Below are 20,010 nucleotides of genomic sequence, written 5' to 3'. Positions count from 1 at the left end.
GGCATTATAATGTAAAGTAAATCTGTAAACATACCAGTTAAAACAAGGCCTTATGGCAACTCACTTTACATTTCCATGCACTTTCCATTCCCTTTTAAATGAAAAGCTTTTCATTTAAAAGGGCACGTCGAGCGGACCGTTGAAGTCGCCCGGCGTAAAGCATTCGCTTTTCGGGATACGTTTGAAACCTTGGAGGAGGCTAACGCCTACCTGCTAGAAGTGTGCGAAAGACTAAACAACAAGCCCCAAGATCGACGGGAAGGGAAGTCAGCGGCAGCTTGTCTTGAAGAGGAGCGCCCGTTCCTATTCGAGGGTTTACCCATGTTTGACGCTGCGCGAGTCGTACACGCCAGAGTGGATAAATATGCAACGGTGGTTGTAGATCAAAACCATTACTCTGTTCCCGATCATCTGGTCGGCAAGCTTGTCATGGTTAAGATCTACTCAGGGCGGATTCAGTGCTTCTACGAAGAGATGAAGATCGCCGAACATAACCGACTGGTTGGATGCCATGAATGGAGACTAGAACTGCTTCACTATCTCGAAACACTAAAGAAAAAGCCTGGCGCATTAGCCGGTAGCACGGCACTTGCCCAGGCACAATCCCACATCAAAAACATATACGAGACTTATTATAGCAGACGTGAGAAAGATTTTGTAGAGCTGCTGCAATACATTCGGGATGATGCCAATTTAGAGGAAGTACAGCGCAGCATTAAGCAATTGGACAACCTGCACCCTAGCCATGTAACGACGGATAAAGTGAAGGCACTCTGCGCCAAAGGACGGGAAATGGGGGCCACTCCCCTGCTGCATTCACAGGCGTCACAAGCCATTTTACAGCAGGCCGAGGCACAATTGCGTCAGTATGACGAAATGTTTGGAACCCACACGATACAAATGAAGGAGGCGATTGCATGAGTCAATCCCCACGCAAGGCTTGGATGGAGTCGGTAATCACATCCAGCACGGAATTAAAGCTTTCGATGATTCGGCAGCATGCCGAAGCCCTTATCCAGGAAGCCAACCAGAGAGAGATGAGTTATGAGGAATTTTTAGCACACCTGCTGCAGAAAGAATGTGATGCGAGGCTTGAAGCCTCTCGGTATAACCGGATTCGCTTGGCGAAGTTTACACACAAGAAATATTTGGAAGACCTATCCGTCAGTGATCTGCCCGAGGATGCGCAGAAGAAGCTGAAGCAGTTGAAAAGCTTGGACTTTATTAGAGAGGGGCGCAACGTCATCCTGTCTGGAAATCCAGGCACGGGTAAGACCCACATGGGTTTGGGTCTTGGGATCAAAGCATGTTTGGAGGGCTACAAGGTGTGGTTTACCACCGTCCCTTTGCTCATTAACCAGATCAAGGAATGCCGTGCTCAGCAAACGCTACGTGCCTTCCAGAATCGTTTTGAGAAGTACGATTTGGTCATCGCCGACGAAATGGGCTATATCTCTTTTGACAAAGAGGGATCGGAGCTCTTATTTACTCACCTGTCCCTTCGTGCCGGCCGAAAATCTACGATTATTACAACCAACCTCTCCTTTGAGCGTTGGGGGGAAATCTTTCAAGATCCCGTCATGACAGCAGCCATGATTGACCGTTTGACGCATCAATCCTACATTGTCAATATGAATGGAAATTCGTATCGCATGAAAGAGACCAAGGAGTGGCTCTCGAAACAGCAGTTAGGTTAACCGATGTTTCATTCGTTATGTTACTATTGTTTACGCAGAGTAACATAATGAGAGGAGAACGAGCAGTGGTCTTCAAAGAGATGTTAAATACCATGTATACGGTCAAGGAAATGAGCGGTCTATTACAAGATCACCATATTGGGGTCAGTGAACAAATGATTCGGCGATACTTGCGACAAGGCAAGATCGCAGGTGTTCGCCCTGCCAACCGCAAAGTAGGCTGGACGATTCCGGGACATGAAGTTTTCCGATATTGGGATTCACTTCAGTATGAAGGGACGATCTATGAGGAGGGGATTGATGAGTCCACACGCATTAAGCGCCTATTCGCGAAGGTGAAAAGTTTGGAGCGAATAAATTCTGAGCTCAGCCGAGAGAACCATGATCTTCGCGTTAGAATAGGATTGGAAGATGATGTGCCCTTCTGAAGAAGCGAAGCCGGTTCTGGTACAACGACGCGCTTGTTCCTAATGAACCCGCCTGTGGATAACCCTCAGATGGTATGTGCTATTTTTCACAGGTGGGGGAGTTTTAAATGCTCATGTGGGGGAATTTTCAGTTGACAATTACACGCTATGTCATCATATGAGATATTGTCCGCCAAATTCATTTCGATATAATCCATGGCGCTTTTCATCCTCTCCAACCAATCCATCGTTCTCCCTCCCTTCGAGTTAAATACTATCGCAAATAAAAATGACTTTCCGTGCATTTCCTGCACCAAATTGTCAGCATCGTTCGCATCCCCTGAAGACCGATCCCCACAAATCCGATGTATAAAAACATTGAGCCTTACTTCCAGTTACTTCAATTAGCAACGGCAACCAATCACGTGACCGGCTGCCGTCATGTCGTGGTGCTATCGTTCGCCGTTAGCGCAATTACCGTCATTTCTTTTCTCTTTGCTGTCTGTAACTCTAATCGAAAAAAGCTTGCGGATAACGTAACTCACCTTTGATTCCAGAGTTTTGACAAAGGATGTTCACCATAAACACCTCGTTCGGCACCTCGAACTGCTTTAAGTCAAAGCCGTGTGGTCGCGCTGGTTCGAATCCGAATTTTGGGTAATACGACGGGTGCCCGATGAGAAACACATGCGAGTTACCGTGCTTCGCTGCAAGACGTAAACCTTCGCGGATAAGCGCTCCCCCGATGCCCTGTTTCTGATGGCTCGGTTTAACTGCAATCGGTGCTAAAACGATCACTTCGTACCGAAGGTCTTCGTCCACAACTTCCGCTTTACTGAACAATGCATGACCGATTAAACTACCGTCTCCTTCAGTTGCAATAAGTGACAGTTCGGGAATATATCCCTCTGATGTGCGAACACGCTCCGCCATCTTGGATTCCTCTTCCCGTTCTCCAAATGCTTCATAATGTATACGAAACACGCTTTCCGCATCAGTCGGTTGTTCTGCTCTTATGTTGATTTTTGTATCATTAATCAATGTGTGTCCCTCCGTGTAAATGGTAATGGTATGTAACCCCGTTAGCGTAATGAAATAACTTTTCTAAGTGATTTCTTTTTTCAAATAATAATGAGTGTGCCTGCCAGCGTTATGTATCGTTCCAAACACTTCAAATCCTTGTTTTTTGTAGAAATCTAACGCTTGAAAGCTCAAGGTATCTAATTTTATAAAATCACACTTCTTCTCTTTAGCAATCTTTTCGGCTTCTGACAGTAGTTTCTTTCCGTATCCGAATTTCCGGTAAGCAGCATCTACGAAAAGATACTGTACCTCTAACCAATTCCAGCATATTTCACCGACCAACCCGCCGTAAATATTTCCATCAAGATCTTTCAAATATAAGTTAACGACCTGGTATCTGCCCTTCAAATCATCAGGGAAATGCTTTAGATTAAATTCAATCATTTTGTTTACGACATAAGACTTGTCGGTATTATTCGTCTCGTCACATATTTGTAATTCCACGCAGAACACTCCCTCAACCAAGCTATAGATAATAGCTTTAGTTTACCATTAAACCCCAGATTTCGGGCCGTAAAGAATACTTATAATTAAGCTAAACTGCCGTTAGCTTAATGGGGCTTTATAGTCTAATACTTTATTTTCTCAGTCTACAACTTTATTTTCCGAGTCTAACGCTTTATTTTTCAGTCCAACACTTTATTTTCTTTGGACAATAATGGAAAGTTGATTCAAATCATGAATAAAAGTGTTTCGAAGGAAACTGGGATTTTAAAATTATGCAGTCATTTTGGTGTGGAATCATCGGAAGTCATGAGTTTTGGCGATGATTTTAATGATATTGAGAAGTTCAGAGTGTTTGGATATTCGGTTGCAATGTTAAATGCCGTACAGGAACTAAAAGAACTGGCAGATGAGATAACGGATACAAACGTTGATGATGGAGTAGCAAAAGTGTTGGAGAGATTTGTTTAAAATTGCTCACCCGGAGTGCGGAGCATCCGGGCGAAACGATGGCCGCAAGCGATAATTTCATGTCTCGGCAGACAACGAAGCCAATGCTCCGAGGGGGAGTGTATCCGGATCGAGTATGCGCATCGCTCTGTCCCCCCTTGAATAATCCGTTTCGCATACGGAAAATTTTTTTCGCAACTTTACAATTGAAAGCGTTTACAGTATAGTTGGTATCTCATTAATGGAGAGTTTCGCATATTGGCGTATGGCGCAGACCTCCGGATTCACAATCGGCCAACCTATGATATGATGAATAAGTCATCATGAGAGAAAGAAAAGGCACCTGGGGGATGAGAAGTTGAAGAAGATGCCGCTATTTTATAAATATTTGATTTCATACCTCGCGCTGCTCATCATTCCGCTGCTGCTAATCGGGTTGCTTGTCTATCAGCATTACGTAGCGATCTTGAAGGATGAGATAACGTCCAACCATCAGCGGATGCTCGAGCAAATCCAGGATTCGTTCGATTCGAAAATCAAGGAAATGAACAAGATTTCCGCTGAAATCGCTTCCAAGCCGGAGCTTACCCCGTATCAATTGAAACAGAATATGTACAATGCGGTAAAAGCGAAAAATTTGTTCCTTACGTACACATCCGCCAACATTTTCATTAAAGAAGTGTTTCTCTATATAAAGGATCAGCCGTACGTTTACTCCGGCTCCAGTACCTACCCGACGGCATTGTTTATTGATACGTTCTACCGGTACGAGAACTGGAGCTTCGAGCAATTCACGAAAGACATGAGTGAACTCGATCGCCCCGTCTTGCGTCATTCGGAACCGATCGCTTCGGCAAGGTTGACCGACGATCGCGTGCTGACGTATTTGGTGCCGCTTCCTCTGAACGCCGCATCGCCCTATGGAAGCGTCATGTTCGTGATCGAGGAGAAGACGGTCCGCAAGATGCTGCAGGGCCTTCTGGATAACAGCGACGGGAATACGGTCATTCTCGACGAAAAAGGCAATCGGGTCGTTTCCTTGCGCGATGAAGCCTATTTGGAGCAGTCCGGCTTTCATCGACAGGCAGAGCGGCTGCCTATCGGAACGAGCACGGGTATGTTGGACGGCAAGGAATATGCATTCTCTAAAGTCAGGTCCGATGATTTCAATTGGACATATATAACGATGCTGCCGATCGAGCAATTCATGCAGCGCGTGGGCGAAGTGAAATCGAGAGCGCTGCTGTCGCTCGGCATGGTTCTTGTCATCGGCTGCGCGCTCATCTATGCGATGCTGCATTTCAATTATCACCCGCTCAGACGGTTTTTGTTGTTTACAGGCAAGCAATGGGGCGAATCCTACCGGAATTTGAACGAGGTCCTTCATGCCGTCCACAAAATAACGGAAGAGAAGCAGATGTTGGGGCGCGCTTTGAACGACAGCCGCATAGCCGTTCACGAGCATATGCTGCTCGCGTTAATGACGGGACGGGTCACCGATCCGGAACCGTTCCTCGAGAAGGCCGGGGAAGCCGGCATCAGATTTACGAAGTCAGGGCTGTTCGTTGTCCGTCTTGCCGTTCGCTATATGGAGAACCTGCCAAGACAACAGCAAATCGGAATACTGGACGGAATGGAAGCCATGATGCGCGATCGGTTCGAATGCTACAGAGTTGAAGGGCTGGAGGGGCCGATCGTTAATTTCATTTGCGCCGTCGGCCCCGAAGACGGAGAATGGCCGAGAGAAATGAAGGAGTTGCACGGCGCTATCCGGGAACGTTACGGCATCGATGTTACGGTAGGCGCAGGCAACCGCCGTCAAGATATCCGGCAGCTCGGCAAGTCGTTCATCGAAGCTTCGACGGCGCTCGATTTCAGGCTGTTGAAGGGTTATAACGAAGTGATCCTCTATGCCGATATCGCCGATCAGACGAATCTCGGCTGCAACTATCCGAGACAGGATATCGAAACGATGGAAGTATTGATCCGGCAAGGGGATACGGAGTCGCTGACGAAGGTCGTCAGGGGCATTCTATCCTTTATCGAGTCGAGCGCCATGCCGCTTCATATGGTGAGATGCATTTGTTACGACATGATCAATTGCATCGTTAAGGAAACGTACCGGTTGAAGGGGACGCTCGAGACGGCGGACGAGTCGTACCCCGACGTGTTCAGCTTGACGAAATTCGATACGATCCAGGAGCTGGCCGATGTGATCGAGGTGATGTGCGGGCAATTGTGCGCGGACATCGTCCGTTCCCAGTCGGAATCGAAATCGGGCGGACAGAAGCAGGAGATGTTGGACTATATACAAGCAAATTACGATGACCAGCAGTTCTCGGTTCAGAACATGGCCGACCACTTCGCGATATCCGCATCGTACTTGAAGCGCCAATTCAAGGAGCAGACCGGCAAAACGATTACCGACTTTCTTAATCATTATCGGATGGAACAGGCGAAGCATCTGCTTCGGACGACGGACATGAAGCTGAAGGACATCGTGCCAAGGATCGGTTATTTCGACGTGCCGAGTTTTATCCGCAAGTTCAAGCAAGCCTTCAAGGTCACCCCGGGCGATTACCGGAAGCTCTACGAAACGAAGGAGCACCGAAGCGAATAGCTTGATCCAAGACCTCCGCCGGCTTGTATAAGGCATGCGGGAGGTCTTTTCATATGCCATACCGGGCCGAATCCGTTTTGACAACCGGGAATACGTTCCGCATATTTACGATTACGGCCTGACCCTCTATCGTTAAAGGAGCCGCGGCGTTCATGATGTTGACTAAAGGGGGTTGTGAAAACGAATACATCGCAATCGGCGATCCTGTTGTCCAAATGGAAGCGGATACGCAAACATTATCAATTGTATCTTTTTCTGTTTCCGACGATTCTGTTCTTTCTTGTCTTTCACTATATTCCGATGTACGGCGTCACCATTGCGTTCAAAAACTTCATTGCCAGCAAAGGGATTATAGGGAGCCCGTGGGTCGGATTCGACCATTTCGAACGGTTCTTCTCTTCGTACAAATTTTCGATCGTCATGTGGAACACGCTGATCATCAATTTGTACGAGCTGCTGATCGCGTTCCCGATTCCGATCATACTGGCGCTGCTGCTCAATCAGGTGAATAATGCCAGATTCAAGAAGCTGGTGCAGACCGTTACGTACGCGCCGCATTTCATATCGGTCGTAGTCATCGTCGGCATGCTCTACTTGTTTCTCTCCCCGAGAAACGGATTGCTCAATCAGCTGTTCGCGTGGTTCGGCGGCGAACCCGTGTTCTTCATGGCCAGTGCGGAATGGTTCAAGACGATCTTTGTCTTCTCCGGCGTCTGGCAGAACGCGGGCTGGTCGATGATCATTTACTTGGCCGCCTTGACCGCTGTCAGCCTGGATCTCCATGAAGCGGCGATCGTCGACGGGGCGAGCAAATTTCAACGCATCTGGCATATCGACCTGCCTTCCATATTGCCGACGATCATGATTCTTCTTATCTTGAATATCGGGAGCTTCATGGCGGTCGGGTTCGAGAAAATCTATCTGATGCAAAATCCGCTCAATATCGGATCGTCGGAGGTTATCCAGACCTACGTGTACCAAACCGGTTTGTTAAGCGCCCAATACAGCTATTCGGCGGCGGTCGGTTTGTTCAATTCCGTCATTAACTTCGTTTTGCTTGTCGGATTCAACCAACTGGCGAAATCAATGAAACAGGCAAGCTTATGGTAGAGGAGTTGAATGCAAAGTGCCAATTAAATCAAACGCGGCAGACCGATGGTTCGACGTTCTTAACTACGGCTTTCTAACGCTGCTCATGTTAATCGTCCTGTACCCTCTGTACGTGATCGTCATTTCGTCCGTCAGCGATCCGAACAGCGTCAATGCCGGCCAAGTCTGGCTGCTTCCCAAAGGGTTAACGTTCGAAGGCTACGAACGCATCTTCCAAGACGAGCGGATTTGGACGGGCTACCGCAATTCCTTGCTCTATACGACGCTGGGCACATGTATTAACGTCGTGCTGACGCTCACGGCCGGATACGCGTTATCCCGGAATCTGGTCGGACGAGGCGGATTTATGTTTCTGATCGTCTTTACGATGTTTTTCGGCGGCGGCCTCATTCCGTCTTACCTGTTGATCAAAGAGCTCGGGATGTACAATACGATTTGGTCGCAGGTGATTCCGACGGCCGTCGGCGCGTGGAACATCATTATGACGCGAACATTCTTTCAAATGACGATTCCGAATGAGCTGCAGGAGGCGGCGGAAATGGACGGCTGCTCGGACGCGAAATTTTTCTGGAAAATCGTCCTGCCCCTGTCGACGCCGATCATTGCGGTGATGGTGTTGTTCAGCGCGGTCGGCCACTGGAATTCGTATTTTCAAGCGTTGATCTATTTGCGGGAGGAAGCGCTGCAGCCGCTGCAAATCGTATTGCGGGAAATATTGATCGTGAATGAAACGCAAGAGAATACGCTGACGATCGCGCAATCAGATTCCGAGACGCTGCGGATCGTCGACGTCATGAAGTACGGCATCATCATCGTCGCATGCTTGCCGATGCTCGTCTTATACCCGTTCTTGCAGCGCTATTTCGTCAAAGGGGTCATGATCGGATCCATCAAAGGGTAATGCAAACGAAAGACAATTCGAAAGGGGATCTTGTTGCCATGCAGTCAAAAAAATGGACTAAAATCGGGTTCATCCTCGTGCTCGCCTTCACGCTTCTTTTATCGGCCTGCTCTTCGGACAAGAAAAATAACGAAGGCGGTGAAAATAAGAAGGGCCCGGCTAGCGGGGAGGACGCTTCGGGTGTCAATCTGACCGGGCTGCCGATCGTGTCGGATCAAGTGACGTTGAAATTCATGACGACGAAGGCCGCCCAACAGAAGAAACCGCATGAGGAGATGAAGGTCGTCAAAGATTTCGAAACGGAGACCAACGTTCATATCGAATGGGATGCGGCCGTGGAAGGGTATGCGGAGAAGAAAAACCTGATGTTTGCGGGCGGCGAATTGCCCGACGTCTTCTTCGGCGCGGAAAGTCTGACGGATGACGATCTGATGAAATACGGTCCGCAGGGGATGCTGATCGCGCTGGAAGATTTGATTCCGAAATTCGCGCCGCATATCCACGAGATACTGGAGGCGAACCCGGAGATCAAGAAGATGATCACGGCGCCGGACGGACACATCTATTCCATTCCGCAAATCCAGGAAGGCCCGGAGCAGGCGCTGGGCGAAGTCATGTTCATCAACAAGGCGTGGCTCGACAAGCTCGGTCTGCCGGTGCCGGCCACGACGGAAGAATTTGAACAGACGTTGAAGGCGTTTAAAGAGAAGGATCCGAACGGGAACAACAAAGCGGACGAAATTCCGCTGAGTTTCCTGTACGGGAATACGTTGAACGGCATTTCGTCCTTCCACGGCGCATTCGGATTGCTGGACACGCCGGCGCATATTTCGGTTAAAGATGACAAGGTCGTATTTAATCCGGCGCAAACGGAATACAAAGAAGCGACGGCGTATCTGGGCAAGCTGTTTACGCAAGGGCTGATCGACAAGGAAGTGTTCACGCATGACCGCAACGTTTATTTCGCCAAAGGGAAGAACGAAGGCGTCGCCCTCTACGGCGTGTTCAGCGGATTCCGCGCGGTCAACGTGGTCGGCGCCGAGCATATGGCACAGTACGTTCCGCTTCCGCCGCTGAAGGGCACGGGCGGTTCGCAGCTATGGAACGAATATAATCCGCATTACTTTACCCGCGCCGGATTCGCGATTACGTCGGAGAATCGGCATCCGGAGGTTTCGCTGCGCTGGGTGGACGAGCTGTACAAGGAGAAAAATGCGCTGCAATGGGCATACGGCCCTATCGGCACGACATTGAAGGAAAACCCGGACGGCGGCTATTCGTTCCTGCCGACGCCGGAAGGAATGAACTTCGACGAATTCAGGCATAGCGAAGCGCCGGGCAACACGACGGCGACGGCGATTCTGATGGACACGGCCGACAAGCTGGAGAGCAATGAAGCAAAGCTGGAGCGGATGGAATATTTGAAGGTTTACGAGCCGTTCATGGAAAACACGACGTATCCGAACATACTGTTTTCCGCGGAAGACACGGAACGAATGGCGATTCTGAAAGCGGACATAATGAGCTACGTGCTGCAGATGCAGCCGAACTGGATCATGAACGGAACGGTAGACAAAGAGTGGGACGGCTTTATCAAGAAGCTTGACGATATGGGATTGAAAGAAATGCTGGACATTCTCCAATCGAATTACGAGCGTTACCAGTCCTTGAAATAACCGGAAGTCAATCGTCCCCGATATTGATCTTCCGATATTGGGGCGAGCTTTTTAATGGGGAGGCAGGTTGATGATGGCCAAAAAACCGAACATTCTATTGATTACGAGCGATCAACAGCATTGGAATACGATTGGCGCGTTCAACGATGAAATCTCGACGCCGAATCTCGACCGTCTGGTGCGGGAGGGTACCGCATTCACGCGCGCCTATTGCCCGAATCCGACATGCACGCCAAGCCGGTCGTCGATCATTACGGGGATGTATCCGAGCCAGCACGGCGCCTGGGCGCTCGGGACCAAGCTGTCCGAGGACGTCCGCACCGTAGGGGAAGAGCTGCAGGCGGAAGGCTATCGGACCGCGTTGATCGGCAAAGCGCATTTTCAACCGCTTGCTTCGACCGACGAGCATCCGTCCGTGGAGGTTGTGCCGCTGCTGCAGGACTTGGACTATTGGCGGGATTTTACCGGACCGTTCTACGGCTTCGGGCATGCGGAGATGCTGCGAAATCATGCGCACGAGCATTTGGTCGGACAGCATTACGCGATCTGGATGGAGGAGCAAGGGTTCAACTGGAAGGCTCATTTCGCCGAACCGACCGGAAGTCTTTCCTATTCGGCGGAGCATCGATGGTCGCTTCCGGAGGACTATCACTACAATGCGTGGATCGCGGAACGGACGAATGCCTTGCTGGAGCGCTATACCGCAGATGAAGCGCCTTTTTTCCTATGGGCGAGCTTCCCCGATCCGCATCCGCCGTATCTCGTATCCGTGCCTTGGGATACGATGTACGACCCCGAGAAGCTGACGCTGCCGGAGGCGACGCCCGGGGAGCATGAGGCCAACCCGCCTCACTTCGGCATGACCCAACAAGAGCGGCCCGACTTCTCGGCTTATCAGGAAACCGGGAAGGGCGTGCACGGTCTGTACACCCACCGGATTCCGCTGGAGAAGCGGCGGAAGAACATAGCGGTCTACTACGGCATGGTCAGCTTCATGGACAAGTATGTCGGGCGGATTCTCGATAAGCTGGACGAGCTTGGACTCGCTGAAGACACGATCGTCGTCTACACGACGGATCACGGGCATTTCTTCGGACAGCACGGCCTGCAGTATAAAGGCGCTTTCCATTATGAGGATTTGTTGAAGCTGCCGTTTATCGTAAGGTACCCCGGCAACGTTCCGGCCGGACGGGTTGATTCGTCGATGCAGTCGCTGGTCGATTTGGCGCCGACGTTTCTTGGCTTCTCCGGAACGCCGGTTCCGCGGACGATGACGGGCGTGGATCAAAGCCGGGTATGGCGCGGGGAGCAATCCGCCGCGAGGGATCATGTCATCTGCGAGAATCGCAACGAGCCGACCTTGATGCACGTCAAAACGTATGTGGGCGAACGGTACAAGTTGACCGTCTACTATGAACGCCCTTACGGGGAGTTATTCGACCTGCAGGAAGATCCGGGCGAGATTCGCAACCTATGGGACGATCCCGGTCATAGCGAAGTGAAGGGGCAGCTGCTGCTCGACTTCCTATGGGCGGAGATGGGCAAGGAGCCGATGCCGATGCCGCGGCTTCATCATGCATGAACGGAGGGGAGCACGCAATGAAATCGGCCCGGAATAACTGCCGCAAGCGGCCGAACGTGTTGATCATCCATACGGATCAGCAGCGGTACGACAGTCTCGGCTGCACGGGCAACCGTCATGCCTTGACGCCGCACATCGACCGGCTCGCTACGGAGGGAACGCTGTTTCACCGGCACGTTACGGCCCATCCGGTCTGCATGCCTTCCCGCGCCTCGTTCTTCACCGGTCGCTACCCGAACGCCAGCGGCGTCTATGCGAACGGCATCGCGCTGCCGAGAAGGATGCATATGACGGACCATCCGATGAATGACGGACAGCATGTTCAGACGGAGGCGATCAGCCATGTGCCCACGATGCCGGATGCGTTCTCGGATGCGGGTTACCGGACCGCGGCGATCGGCAAACTGCACTTCACGTGCACGAACGGGCCTCGGAGCAGCCGGTACGAGGAATCCCGCATCCGCTGGTCCGAGGAGGATATGACCGCATGGAGCGGCCCGTATTACGGCTTCGATCAGGCCGAGCTGACGATCGGACACGGGGAGGATTATACGGGCCATTACGGGTGCTGGCTGCGGAAGACGTATCCGGAGGTGGCGGAGAAGGTCCGATCGGGAAGCTTCCGAGGCAGCGGTCCGACGAAATGGACGCTGTATCCCAGCGTCGTGCCGGTGGAAGCGCATAGCTCGACATGGATCGCCGACCGCGCGATCGCCTATTTGAACAGCGCGGCGGATAGGGACGAGCCATTCTTCCTCTTCCTCGGCTTTCCGGATCCGCACTTCCCGTTTACGCCGCCGGCGGAGCTGGCCGAACGGTTTCAAGACCGCGACACGATGGCTTGGCAGGAGCGGGCGGGCGGCAGCGGCGGCGGGATACCGTCCCCGCTGCGGAAGCTGTATCAAGAAGAAGCGCTTCAGAACGCCGCACGTTACGGGGACGCTTTTGTCCGTGAGGCCCGGCGGTACACGGATGCCATGATCCATCTGATCGATGTCTCCGTGGGGAGGATTCAAGACGCGCTGCGGCAATCGGAGCTGGAAGAAGATACGATTCTCGTCTATACGAGCGACCACGGCGATTATCTCGGCGACTACGGGCTGGTGTTCAAGGCGAATTACGGCTGCAAAGCGCTCAATCACGTGCCGTTCATTATGAAGGTGCCGAAGAAGCTCGCCGAACTGCCGAAAGAATGCCATGCGGCGATGAGCAATACGGACGTGATGCCGACGCTTGGCGATTTGGCCGGCGTTCCGATGCCGGACGGGGTGCAGGGGCGCAGCGTCATTCCGCTGCTGCTCGGAGAAGCGGGCTCGCTGCCGGTGCAGGTGACCTGTTACGACGATGACCCGGCCGGACATAATTTCAGCCTATGGAACGATCGTTATCGATACACCTGGTACCCGGCAACGGGGGAATGCGAGCTGTACGACCATGAGACGGACCCTTATGAAACGAACAACATCGCAGGAACGCCGCAGGCTGCGGACGTGGAGCGGCAAATGCGCTGCGACCTTCTGGAGCTGCATTGTCTAACGGACCGCCCTTCGCTCGGCAAGTCGGCCCACTGGTAGAAGCAATGGAACAGGAGGAGGAATAGGCATGTCATCGAAGCAACCGAACATCGTCATGATCATGACCGATCAACAGCGATGGGACACGTTGGGCAGTTATGGAAACGAGATCATCGAAACCGTCAACCTGGACGCGCTGGCCTCGGAAGGAACGGTATTCGAGCATGCGTATACGCCGTCTCCTTCGTGCGTTCCCGCCCGGGCAAGCCTGCTGACGGGCATGGATCCGTGGCATACGGGAATATTGGGCATGGGCGCCGGCCAAGGCCCGATGGAAACCGGGTTCGCCCATACGCTTCCCGGCGTTCTGGCCGATGCGGGCTACCATACCCAAGGGATCGGCAAAATGCATTTTTATCCTCAACGGTCGTTAAACGGCTTTCATCATACCTTATTGGACGAATCCGGCCGAGTGGAGGACCGCCATTTCATCTCCGATTACCGTGCATGGTTCGATCGGAACAAGTCTGGCCCGTACGACTTCGTCGATCACGGCATCCATTGGAATTCATGGATGGCAAGGCCTTATCACGCGCCCGAATATTTGCATCCGACGAACTGGACGGTGAACGAATCGATCGCGTTCATCCAACGAAGAGATCCGCGCAAACCGTTATTTCTGAAAACGTCTTTCGCAAGGCCGCATTCTCCATACGATGCGCCCCCGGTCTATTTCGATCTGTACGAGAGAAAGAGGCTCCCCGATCCGTTCGTCGGCGATTGGGCGCATATTCATGACAAACCGGAGGACGCGGTCAGTCCCGTCGCTTGGCGGGGAGTACGCAAGCCGGAGGAAATCCGGCGGGCCCGTGCGGGATACTACGGCCTCATTCATCATATCGACCACCAGATCGGCAGGTTGATCCAATGCCTGCAGCGCGAAGGGCTGTACGAGAACACGATGATCGCGTTTCTGTCCGATCACGGGGATATGCTGGGGGATCACAATCTTTGGCGTAAAACCTGCGCCTATGAGGGATCCGCTCATATTCCGATGATCGTCAAGCTCCCGCGCTCCTGTGGCAGAACGAAAGCCAGGGTGACGGAGCCGGTCACGATTCAGGATGTAATGCCGACGATATTGGACATCGCGGGCTTGGACATACCGGAGGCGCTCGACGGCAGAAGCATGGCAGGGCTGATGCAAGGAACCGCCGCCGCGGACTGGCGGAAATACGTGCATGGCGAGCATTGCGCCTGCTATTCGGACGAGCAGGAGATGCACTACTTGACTGACGGCAGAACCAAGTATATTTGGTTCCCGCGGCTTCATAGCGAGCAGTTATTCGATCTGGAGTCGGATCCGGGAGAATGCCGGGACCTGGCGAATCGGCCGGATGAGCGGCAGCGATTGCTGCACTGGAGACGGCGGTTAGTCGACATACTGGCGAAGCGAAACGCAGGGCTTACGGACGGGGCCGATTTGGTCTGTCAAGCCGGAAAGCCGTATATCGTGTCTCCGCACTACGAAGCGCGGGTTAATGCCTGTTCTTCGTCGTGAATGGACGGGTTCAGGCTGTCGAGAACGTTTCTCGACAGAGCAGTCGGTTGGATTACCACATTGGTCAGGATGGTACAGGGAAATACGGTTCTACGCTGACGGCACAGGTTGATGACCTGCAGATTTATCGAAATGTCATGACCGAAACGGAAGTCCGCGACCTGTACGACAGCGCTCCTCCGCCGTGGATAGGTTTGTCCGGTCCCGGGCACAAACCTAAATTTTGTTGTCTTTGCCCCGCAAATACTCCGTCCTCTGCCTGTCACGAATGGTTTTTCTATAATTTTCAGGTGTGATGCCTTTATTTTTCTTGAACATCTGGCAAAAGTAGGATGAACTGAGTCCACCGACCTCCAAAGCAATTTCCCGAATGGTTTTGGAGGTGTTTGCGAGCAGCGAGCAAGCTTCCCTGATCCGGCGAAACGTAATATGTTCCGACAAGGTTATGCCTGTGGAATCTTTGAATACGTGTGACAGATGATACGGGGAAAGGAACAGTTCATCAGCCATTTCTTCCAAGCGGAAGGGACGGTGATAATTGTTTTCCAGCCATTCCGTTATGTTCTCAACATGCTTTAAAGCGCGCAGACTTGCATTTGTACCGGGCAGACTTTCCGTAAATACATGTTGTTGCAGAAAGCGAAGCAATCTCAGCATGCTCAGGCCGAAGCTTTCCTCACGTTCTGTAGGCAGCTCGTGACGTGTCTGTTGCAATTCTTCCAAAATACCGGGCAGAGGACACTCCTCCTGAAGCGAAAATACCTGTTTTTGCAAATTGCCTTTCCAAAGTCTTTCATAAAACCGTTGAAGCCCGGGAAAAGGAGCCAGATAAGCGGACAGCAAATGAGGATCGAATGTCAGATTGGTACGCACATATACCGAATTAGGATTGGAAGGCACATCTACGAGATGCAGCTGATAGGGCTGAATCCAGACCAATGTCCCACTGGACAAAGGATAATACTTGCCTTCCAGCATAACTTCGCCTTCGCCTTCGTAAATATACAGCATTTCAATTCCCCGATGGGCATGAAACCAGTGGGATTGTTCCGACTTCTGTTTATATTTGCAGAAGAATGAGTCTAATTGAAATTCGATCCGATCAAAAAAAACCATAAGGTCATTTCCTCTCTAATTCGCAATTTACCTATATAATAACACAACAAATCAACGATAGATTGCCCCTATAATAGTTACTGAAAGCAAAAGAACACAATAGGAGGCATTCATGAACTGGACAGCCGCAATCGAAAAATCCATTCTCACAACAACCGCAAATATGAACCGCTTCAAGGACAAGTTTCCGCACGTAAGCAATGGGGACGGCAAGTATCAGCTAGTGAATCAGACGGACTGGACGGAAGGATTCTGGTCAGGAATCTTATGGCTAAGTTATGAGTACAGCAAAGATCCGTCCATTCGCGAGGCCGCCGTGCAAAGCGTTGCTTCTTTCAAAAGGAGACTGGAGCAGGAAAGCCATCTGGAGCATCACGATATCGGATTTCTGTATTCCCTGTCCGCCAAAGCACAGTGGATTTTGGAAAAAAACGAGTCTGCCAGGGAAGCTGCTCTTCTAGCTGCAGATGTTCTGATGAAGCGGTGGAGATCAGGCTCGCAGCTTCTCCAGGCTTGGGGGCCGGAAGGAGATCCGGAGAACGGCGGCCGCATCATTATAGATTGCCTGATGAACCTTCCGCTGCTCTACTGGGCAACCGAGCAGACCGGTGACCGGAAATATGCGGATGCAGCCCGCATTCATGCCGAGAAGAGCAGGCGTTTCCTGGTGCGGGGGGATGACTCTTCTTATCATACGTTTTACTTTATCCCGGAAACGGGCGATTCCGTACGCGGCGGAACGCATCAAGGCTTCAAAGACGGATCGACTTGGACCCGCGGGCAAGCCTGGGGGATTTATGGTTTCGCACTCGCTTACCGCTATTTTAAAGACCCGCAATTTCTGGATACGTCAAAACGGCTGGCGCGATATTTCATCTCTCATTTGCCTGAAGATCATGTAGCCTATTGGGATTTTGATGCTCCACAGATTGAAGGCACGCCAAGAGACAGTTCTGCTTCCGCGATTACCGCCTGCGGCCTGCTGGAGCTTATTGAACATTTGTCAGATGAAGATCCGGAACGGGAATTTTTCCTTAGTGCTGTACAGCAGTCCATGACTTCCTTGGTCGATCATTACTTCACAGCCGGAGACGAAGCCGAGGAAGGCTTCCTGAGACATGGTTCTTATTCCGTTAGAGGCGGCGCGTCTCCCGATGATTTCGTCATTTGGGGCGATTATTTCTTCCTTGAAGCGCTGATGCGGCTGGACAGCCGGATTCCCGGTTACTGGTATGAGCGTTGACCTTACCGGTTTTTCCGATAATCAACAGGAGTACACCCCGTCTCCTGCTTGAACAGCTTCGTAAAGTAGGAGTAGTTCGTGTAGCCGACTTTACTGGCAATGGTATTCACGGATAATGGAGTGGTTTCGAGCAAATGCTTTGCAACCTTAATGCGGGCTTGAATGATATAGTTTCCGAGTGGAATGCCCGTTTCTTTCTTAAACAGCCGCGCCAAGTAATCGGGATTGAGATAGACGATTTCCGCGAGACTCGTTCTTGACAGATCATCGCCGCAATGGGTGCGGATGTGATGCTTGATTTCTTCGACGACCGAGTTGGGCTGTTCCGTGAAATTGCGGTATTCCGTTGCGGTGTTCACCAAATACCGGAGATAGTTTTCCATATCCTCGATCGAGTTCAAAGATTGCATAAACAATTGGTCGTTCGTTCTTCCCGTATACATTTTGTGCGCCAGTATTTCTTTGCTTTTGAGATAAGCGTAAACAAGCTGAACCATATCGAGCCGAAACAGGCTTAAGACAGACGCATTCAACATCTGGGTATGGGATATATTGTGCAAATAGCCGCTCGTTTCCTCAAGAAAGGCGTCCGGTTTATTTTGCTCCAGCAGTTGTTCCAAAAGCGTCAAATCTGGCGGCGCATATGAGGCTTCCGATTGATGGTAATGCTCCAGCAAAAAGGTCTGATTGCGGTACTTGATGATCATATCATTCATGCTTAGCAGGTCTTTCATGACCTGATTGATGTCTTCCAGCTTTCCCGTGGCGGCAAGAATGCAGCATGTGTCGCATTTAAGGTATTTATTCGCCCTTTGAATGAACGTAGCGCAAATGGCTTGGGCGATTGCGGAATCAGGCTGATCCTGATCCGTCCATTTCAGCACGGCCATCCAATTGTATTCCTTGAGCTCCAATATCGATTCGACCGTAAACCGGGAGTCCTGGAACAACTCATGCAGAACATTCAGCAGCGCAAAATCAAACAGGTCCTTATCTTTTTTTCCCAAGCTTTCATCGTAAGGGAATATATGAATGAGCAGGGGCAGCACCCTGTCCGTCAAGGCGTAAGAAAGATTTTGCTCCGCTATCAAATGGGTAATGTTGGCGGGATTGGAATAGGAGGTTTTCCCCGTCATCAGCTTGCGCCAGAAATGCTCTTGCACGTTTTTCCGGTTTTTTTCCAGTAGTAGCCTTCTTGTACCGCTTTTGCGTGATCTTGCTGTTCATTTGCTTTGACGACCGCTTTTTGGATAATAAGCGTGAGCTTGTCGAACTCGATCGGTTTTAAAAAGTAGTCAAAGCTTTGCAATTCGATCGCTTTTTGCGCATAGTTGAAATCGGCGTAATTGGTCAGGAATATGGTTTGAATGTTGTATTGCTCGATTTTCGGCGGAGATGAGGCAAATCAGGTAGCTTTCATAATAAGGCACGATATTGATGATGAAATATTGATCGTTGATCAGAATAGGCGACCAATTGGAATAAAACTTTTCAAACAGATTTTTATCCTGCACATAGGAAAAAATCTGTTTTTTTAATTCCAGAGGGACTTAAACGATTGGTCGAGATTCGTACGGATGCGTATAAACGTTACACGAGCGTGAAGTAAATAGGAATTAGAATATAAGATAACCAAATCACTTATCACTAACACTAACACTGGAAAGGGTAGCTGCTCTCGTGGACTCGCTTCGCATGCGCTGTTTGAATTCCCTGGGCGAGCATTGATTATGCCGCTTGAAAAGCTTATAGAACTGGGCCATGTTGGAGATGCCGACCTCGTAGCTCACATCCATAATACTAAGTTCACTCGTCAGTAATAAAAGCTCGGATCTCTTGATTCGTTTATAGTTGATGTATTCTACGAATGAGACACCCATGGTTTTTTTGAAATATTTTATAAAATAGTGATAGCTCAAATTAAGCAAAGTACAAGCGTCCTCTACGCACAGTTTATCGTTCAAATGGTCGTTTATATAATCAAGAACCGGTCTTAATCGATTTAATTCGGTTTCCTCTGTATAGTTCAGTACGTTGCGGCTATCGCTTCTTAACAGTAACAGCATCAGTCTCTTGATCGTAGAGCTGATGGCCATTTCGTAGCCTCTCATCCGTGTTTGGGATTCGTTGAAGATTTCCATAATGAACGCATACGTTTCCCGTTTTGCCGACTCATTTACGTCAAAAATATAGTTTAATTTATCCAGCGGCTCAGTCAGTTCAGAAAAGCAGTACAGATACGGCATGGTGCTCTGGTCAAAATGTTTGCCCAGATCGATTTGAAACACCACATAGTGCAGTATATCTGTAAGAGGTTTATGGGAACGGTGCGGCTGGGAGGCCCCCAAAACCATAACGTCGCCCGGCCCGAGGACAACGTAATTGTGTTTGCTTTGTACACCTAAATGGCCTTCTATGACAGCAATAAATTCTACTTCTTTATGGTAGTGCCATGGGTGATTCTCCACAACGCTGCAATGCTGAGCCTCTAAGCAGATCTCCCATATTTTTAGAAACAGCAGCGGATTCTGATAGATGACTTCTTCATTAATCGCTTCGGAATGCGTATCAATATTGGTTTCTATGAAGGGCATGAGCATTACCTC

The 20,010-nt window shown here is 50.5% G+C and carries 17 protein-coding genes; 12 read left to right on the top strand and 5 right to left on the bottom strand.

Translation table 11 applies throughout. The annotated features are described in order from the left end of the window. The first annotated feature begins 189 nt into the window (after positions 1–189). The 3 genes from L1N85_RS22105 (at position 190) to L1N85_RS22095 (ending at position 2,125) form a co-directional block, all read left to right on the top strand. A complete protein-coding gene (locus tag L1N85_RS22105) occupies positions 190–921 on the top strand; it encodes a Mu transposase domain-containing protein (protein WP_235241233.1) in 732 nt (243 codons plus the stop codon). Beyond that, positions 918–1,697: an IS21-like element helper ATPase IstB gene (istB, locus tag L1N85_RS22100; protein ID WP_235241232.1), complete on the top strand. Its 780-nt coding sequence runs from the start codon at positions 918–920 to the stop codon at positions 1,695–1,697. Before L1N85_RS22105 ends, istB begins: the two co-directional genes overlap by 4 nt. A 65-nt stretch (positions 1,698–1,762) precedes the next feature. After that, entirely contained in the window at positions 1,763–2,125 is a 363-nt protein-coding gene (locus L1N85_RS22095) for a helix-turn-helix domain-containing protein (RefSeq protein WP_235241231.1), read from the top strand. Positions 2,126–2,614: 489 nt separating this feature from the next. Here the strand turns inward: L1N85_RS22095 and L1N85_RS22090 are convergent, their stop codons facing one another. After that, positions 2,615–3,145, bottom strand: coding sequence for a GNAT family N-acetyltransferase (locus L1N85_RS22090; protein WP_235241230.1), 531 nt, complete (start codon positions 3,143–3,145; stop codon positions 2,615–2,617). Positions 3,146–3,208: 63 nt separating this feature from the next. After that, the gene (locus L1N85_RS22085; RefSeq protein WP_235241229.1) at positions 3,209–3,631 is read right to left on the bottom strand and encodes a GNAT family N-acetyltransferase; all 423 of its coding nucleotides are present in this window, start codon (positions 3,629–3,631) and stop codon (positions 3,209–3,211) included. Between the two features lie 204 nt (positions 3,632–3,835). Between L1N85_RS22085 and L1N85_RS22080 the strand changes: the two genes are divergently transcribed. The 8 genes from L1N85_RS22080 to L1N85_RS22045 all read left to right on the top strand — a co-directional run bounded on the left by L1N85_RS22080 (position 3,836) and on the right by L1N85_RS22045 (position 15,045). Then, positions 3,836–4,102, top strand: coding sequence for an HAD family hydrolase (locus L1N85_RS22080; RefSeq protein ID WP_268818420.1), 267 nt, complete (start codon positions 3,836–3,838; stop codon positions 4,100–4,102). Positions 4,103–4,448: 346 nt separating this feature from the next. After that, positions 4,449–6,701 (top strand): helix-turn-helix domain-containing protein, encoded by a 2,253-nt coding sequence (locus L1N85_RS22075; protein WP_235241235.1) that lies wholly within the window; start codon positions 4,449–4,451, stop codon positions 6,699–6,701. Between the two features lie 174 nt (positions 6,702–6,875). Next, complete coding sequence (locus L1N85_RS22070) at positions 6,876–7,811, top strand: ABC transporter permease (protein WP_235241227.1); 936 nt, start codon at positions 6,876–6,878, stop codon at positions 7,809–7,811. A 16-nt stretch (positions 7,812–7,827) separates the two neighbouring features. Next, complete coding sequence (locus tag L1N85_RS22065; RefSeq protein ID WP_235241226.1) at positions 7,828–8,712, top strand: carbohydrate ABC transporter permease; 885 nt, start codon at positions 7,828–7,830, stop codon at positions 8,710–8,712. Between the two features lie 38 nt (positions 8,713–8,750). Then, positions 8,751–10,388, top strand: a complete 1,638-nt coding sequence (locus tag L1N85_RS22060; RefSeq protein WP_235241225.1) for a type 2 periplasmic-binding domain-containing protein — start codon at positions 8,751–8,753, stop codon at positions 10,386–10,388. A gap of 73 nt (positions 10,389–10,461) precedes the next feature. Then, entirely contained in the window at positions 10,462–11,970 is a 1,509-nt protein-coding gene (locus L1N85_RS22055) for a sulfatase family protein (protein ID WP_235241234.1), read from the top strand. Positions 11,971–11,987: 17 nt separating this feature from the next. Then, entirely contained in the window at positions 11,988–13,544 is a 1,557-nt protein-coding gene (locus L1N85_RS22050; protein ID WP_235241224.1) for a sulfatase family protein, read from the top strand. 28 nt (positions 13,545–13,572) lie between these two features. After that, positions 13,573–15,045, top strand: coding sequence for an arylsulfatase (locus L1N85_RS22045; RefSeq protein ID WP_235241223.1), 1,473 nt, complete (start codon positions 13,573–13,575; stop codon positions 15,043–15,045). A gap of 216 nt (positions 15,046–15,261) precedes the next feature. Here L1N85_RS22045 and L1N85_RS22040 read toward each other — a convergent pair whose 3' ends face one another. Then, positions 15,262–16,161, bottom strand: a complete 900-nt coding sequence (locus tag L1N85_RS22040; protein ID WP_235241222.1) for an AraC family transcriptional regulator — start codon at positions 16,159–16,161, stop codon at positions 15,262–15,264. 112 nt (positions 16,162–16,273) lie between these two features. Between L1N85_RS22040 and L1N85_RS22035 the strand changes: the two genes are divergently transcribed. After that, a complete protein-coding gene (locus tag L1N85_RS22035) occupies positions 16,274–17,404 on the top strand; it encodes a glycoside hydrolase family 88 protein (protein ID WP_235241221.1) in 1,131 nt (376 codons plus the stop codon). Positions 17,405–17,406: 2 nt separating this feature from the next. Here the strand turns inward: L1N85_RS22035 and L1N85_RS27725 are convergent, their stop codons facing one another. Together L1N85_RS27725 and L1N85_RS22025 are read right to left on the bottom strand one after the other, a co-directional pair. After that, positions 17,407–18,567, bottom strand: coding sequence for a helix-turn-helix domain-containing protein (locus L1N85_RS27725; protein WP_235241220.1), 1,161 nt, complete (start codon positions 18,565–18,567; stop codon positions 17,407–17,409). Between the two features lie 474 nt (positions 18,568–19,041). After that, complete coding sequence (locus tag L1N85_RS22025; RefSeq protein WP_235241219.1) at positions 19,042–19,998, bottom strand: helix-turn-helix domain-containing protein; 957 nt, start codon at positions 19,996–19,998, stop codon at positions 19,042–19,044. Positions 19,999–20,010: the final 12 nt, after the last annotated feature.

It is taken from the genome of Paenibacillus alkaliterrae, assembly GCF_021532375.1.
Classification (GTDB): Bacteria; Bacillota; Bacilli; order Paenibacillales; family Paenibacillaceae; genus Pristimantibacillus; species Pristimantibacillus alkaliterrae.
Note: the sequence above shows the minus strand (reverse complement) of the source record. Positions and strands in the feature narration are given on the sequence as shown.

Excerpts from the sequence above, each read along its gene's own strand:
- L1N85_RS22075 (WP_235241235.1), top strand. The coding sequence starts at position 4,449 with ATGCCGCTATTTTATAAATATTTGATTTCATACCTCGCGCTGCTCATC.
- L1N85_RS22055 (WP_235241234.1), top strand. The coding sequence starts at position 10,462 with ATGGCCAAAAAACCGAACATTCTATTGATTACGAGCGATCAACAGCAT.
- L1N85_RS22040 (WP_235241222.1), bottom strand. The coding sequence starts at position 16,161 with ATGGTTTTTTTTGATCGGATCGAATTTCAATTAGACTCATTCTTCTGC.
- L1N85_RS22060 (WP_235241225.1), top strand. The coding sequence starts at position 8,751 with ATGCAGTCAAAAAAATGGACTAAAATCGGGTTCATCCTCGTGCTCGCC.
- L1N85_RS22045 (WP_235241223.1), top strand. The coding sequence starts at position 13,573 with ATGTCATCGAAGCAACCGAACATCGTCATGATCATGACCGATCAACAG.
- L1N85_RS22050 (WP_235241224.1), top strand. The coding sequence starts at position 11,988 with ATGAAATCGGCCCGGAATAACTGCCGCAAGCGGCCGAACGTGTTGATC.
- L1N85_RS22035 (WP_235241221.1), top strand. The coding sequence starts at position 16,274 with ATGAACTGGACAGCCGCAATCGAAAAATCCATTCTCACAACAACCGCA.
- istB (WP_235241232.1), top strand. The coding sequence starts at position 918 with ATGAGTCAATCCCCACGCAAGGCTTGGATGGAGTCGGTAATCACATCC.
- L1N85_RS22025 (WP_235241219.1), bottom strand. The coding sequence starts at position 19,998 with ATGCCCTTCATAGAAACCAATATTGATACGCATTCCGAAGCGATTAAT.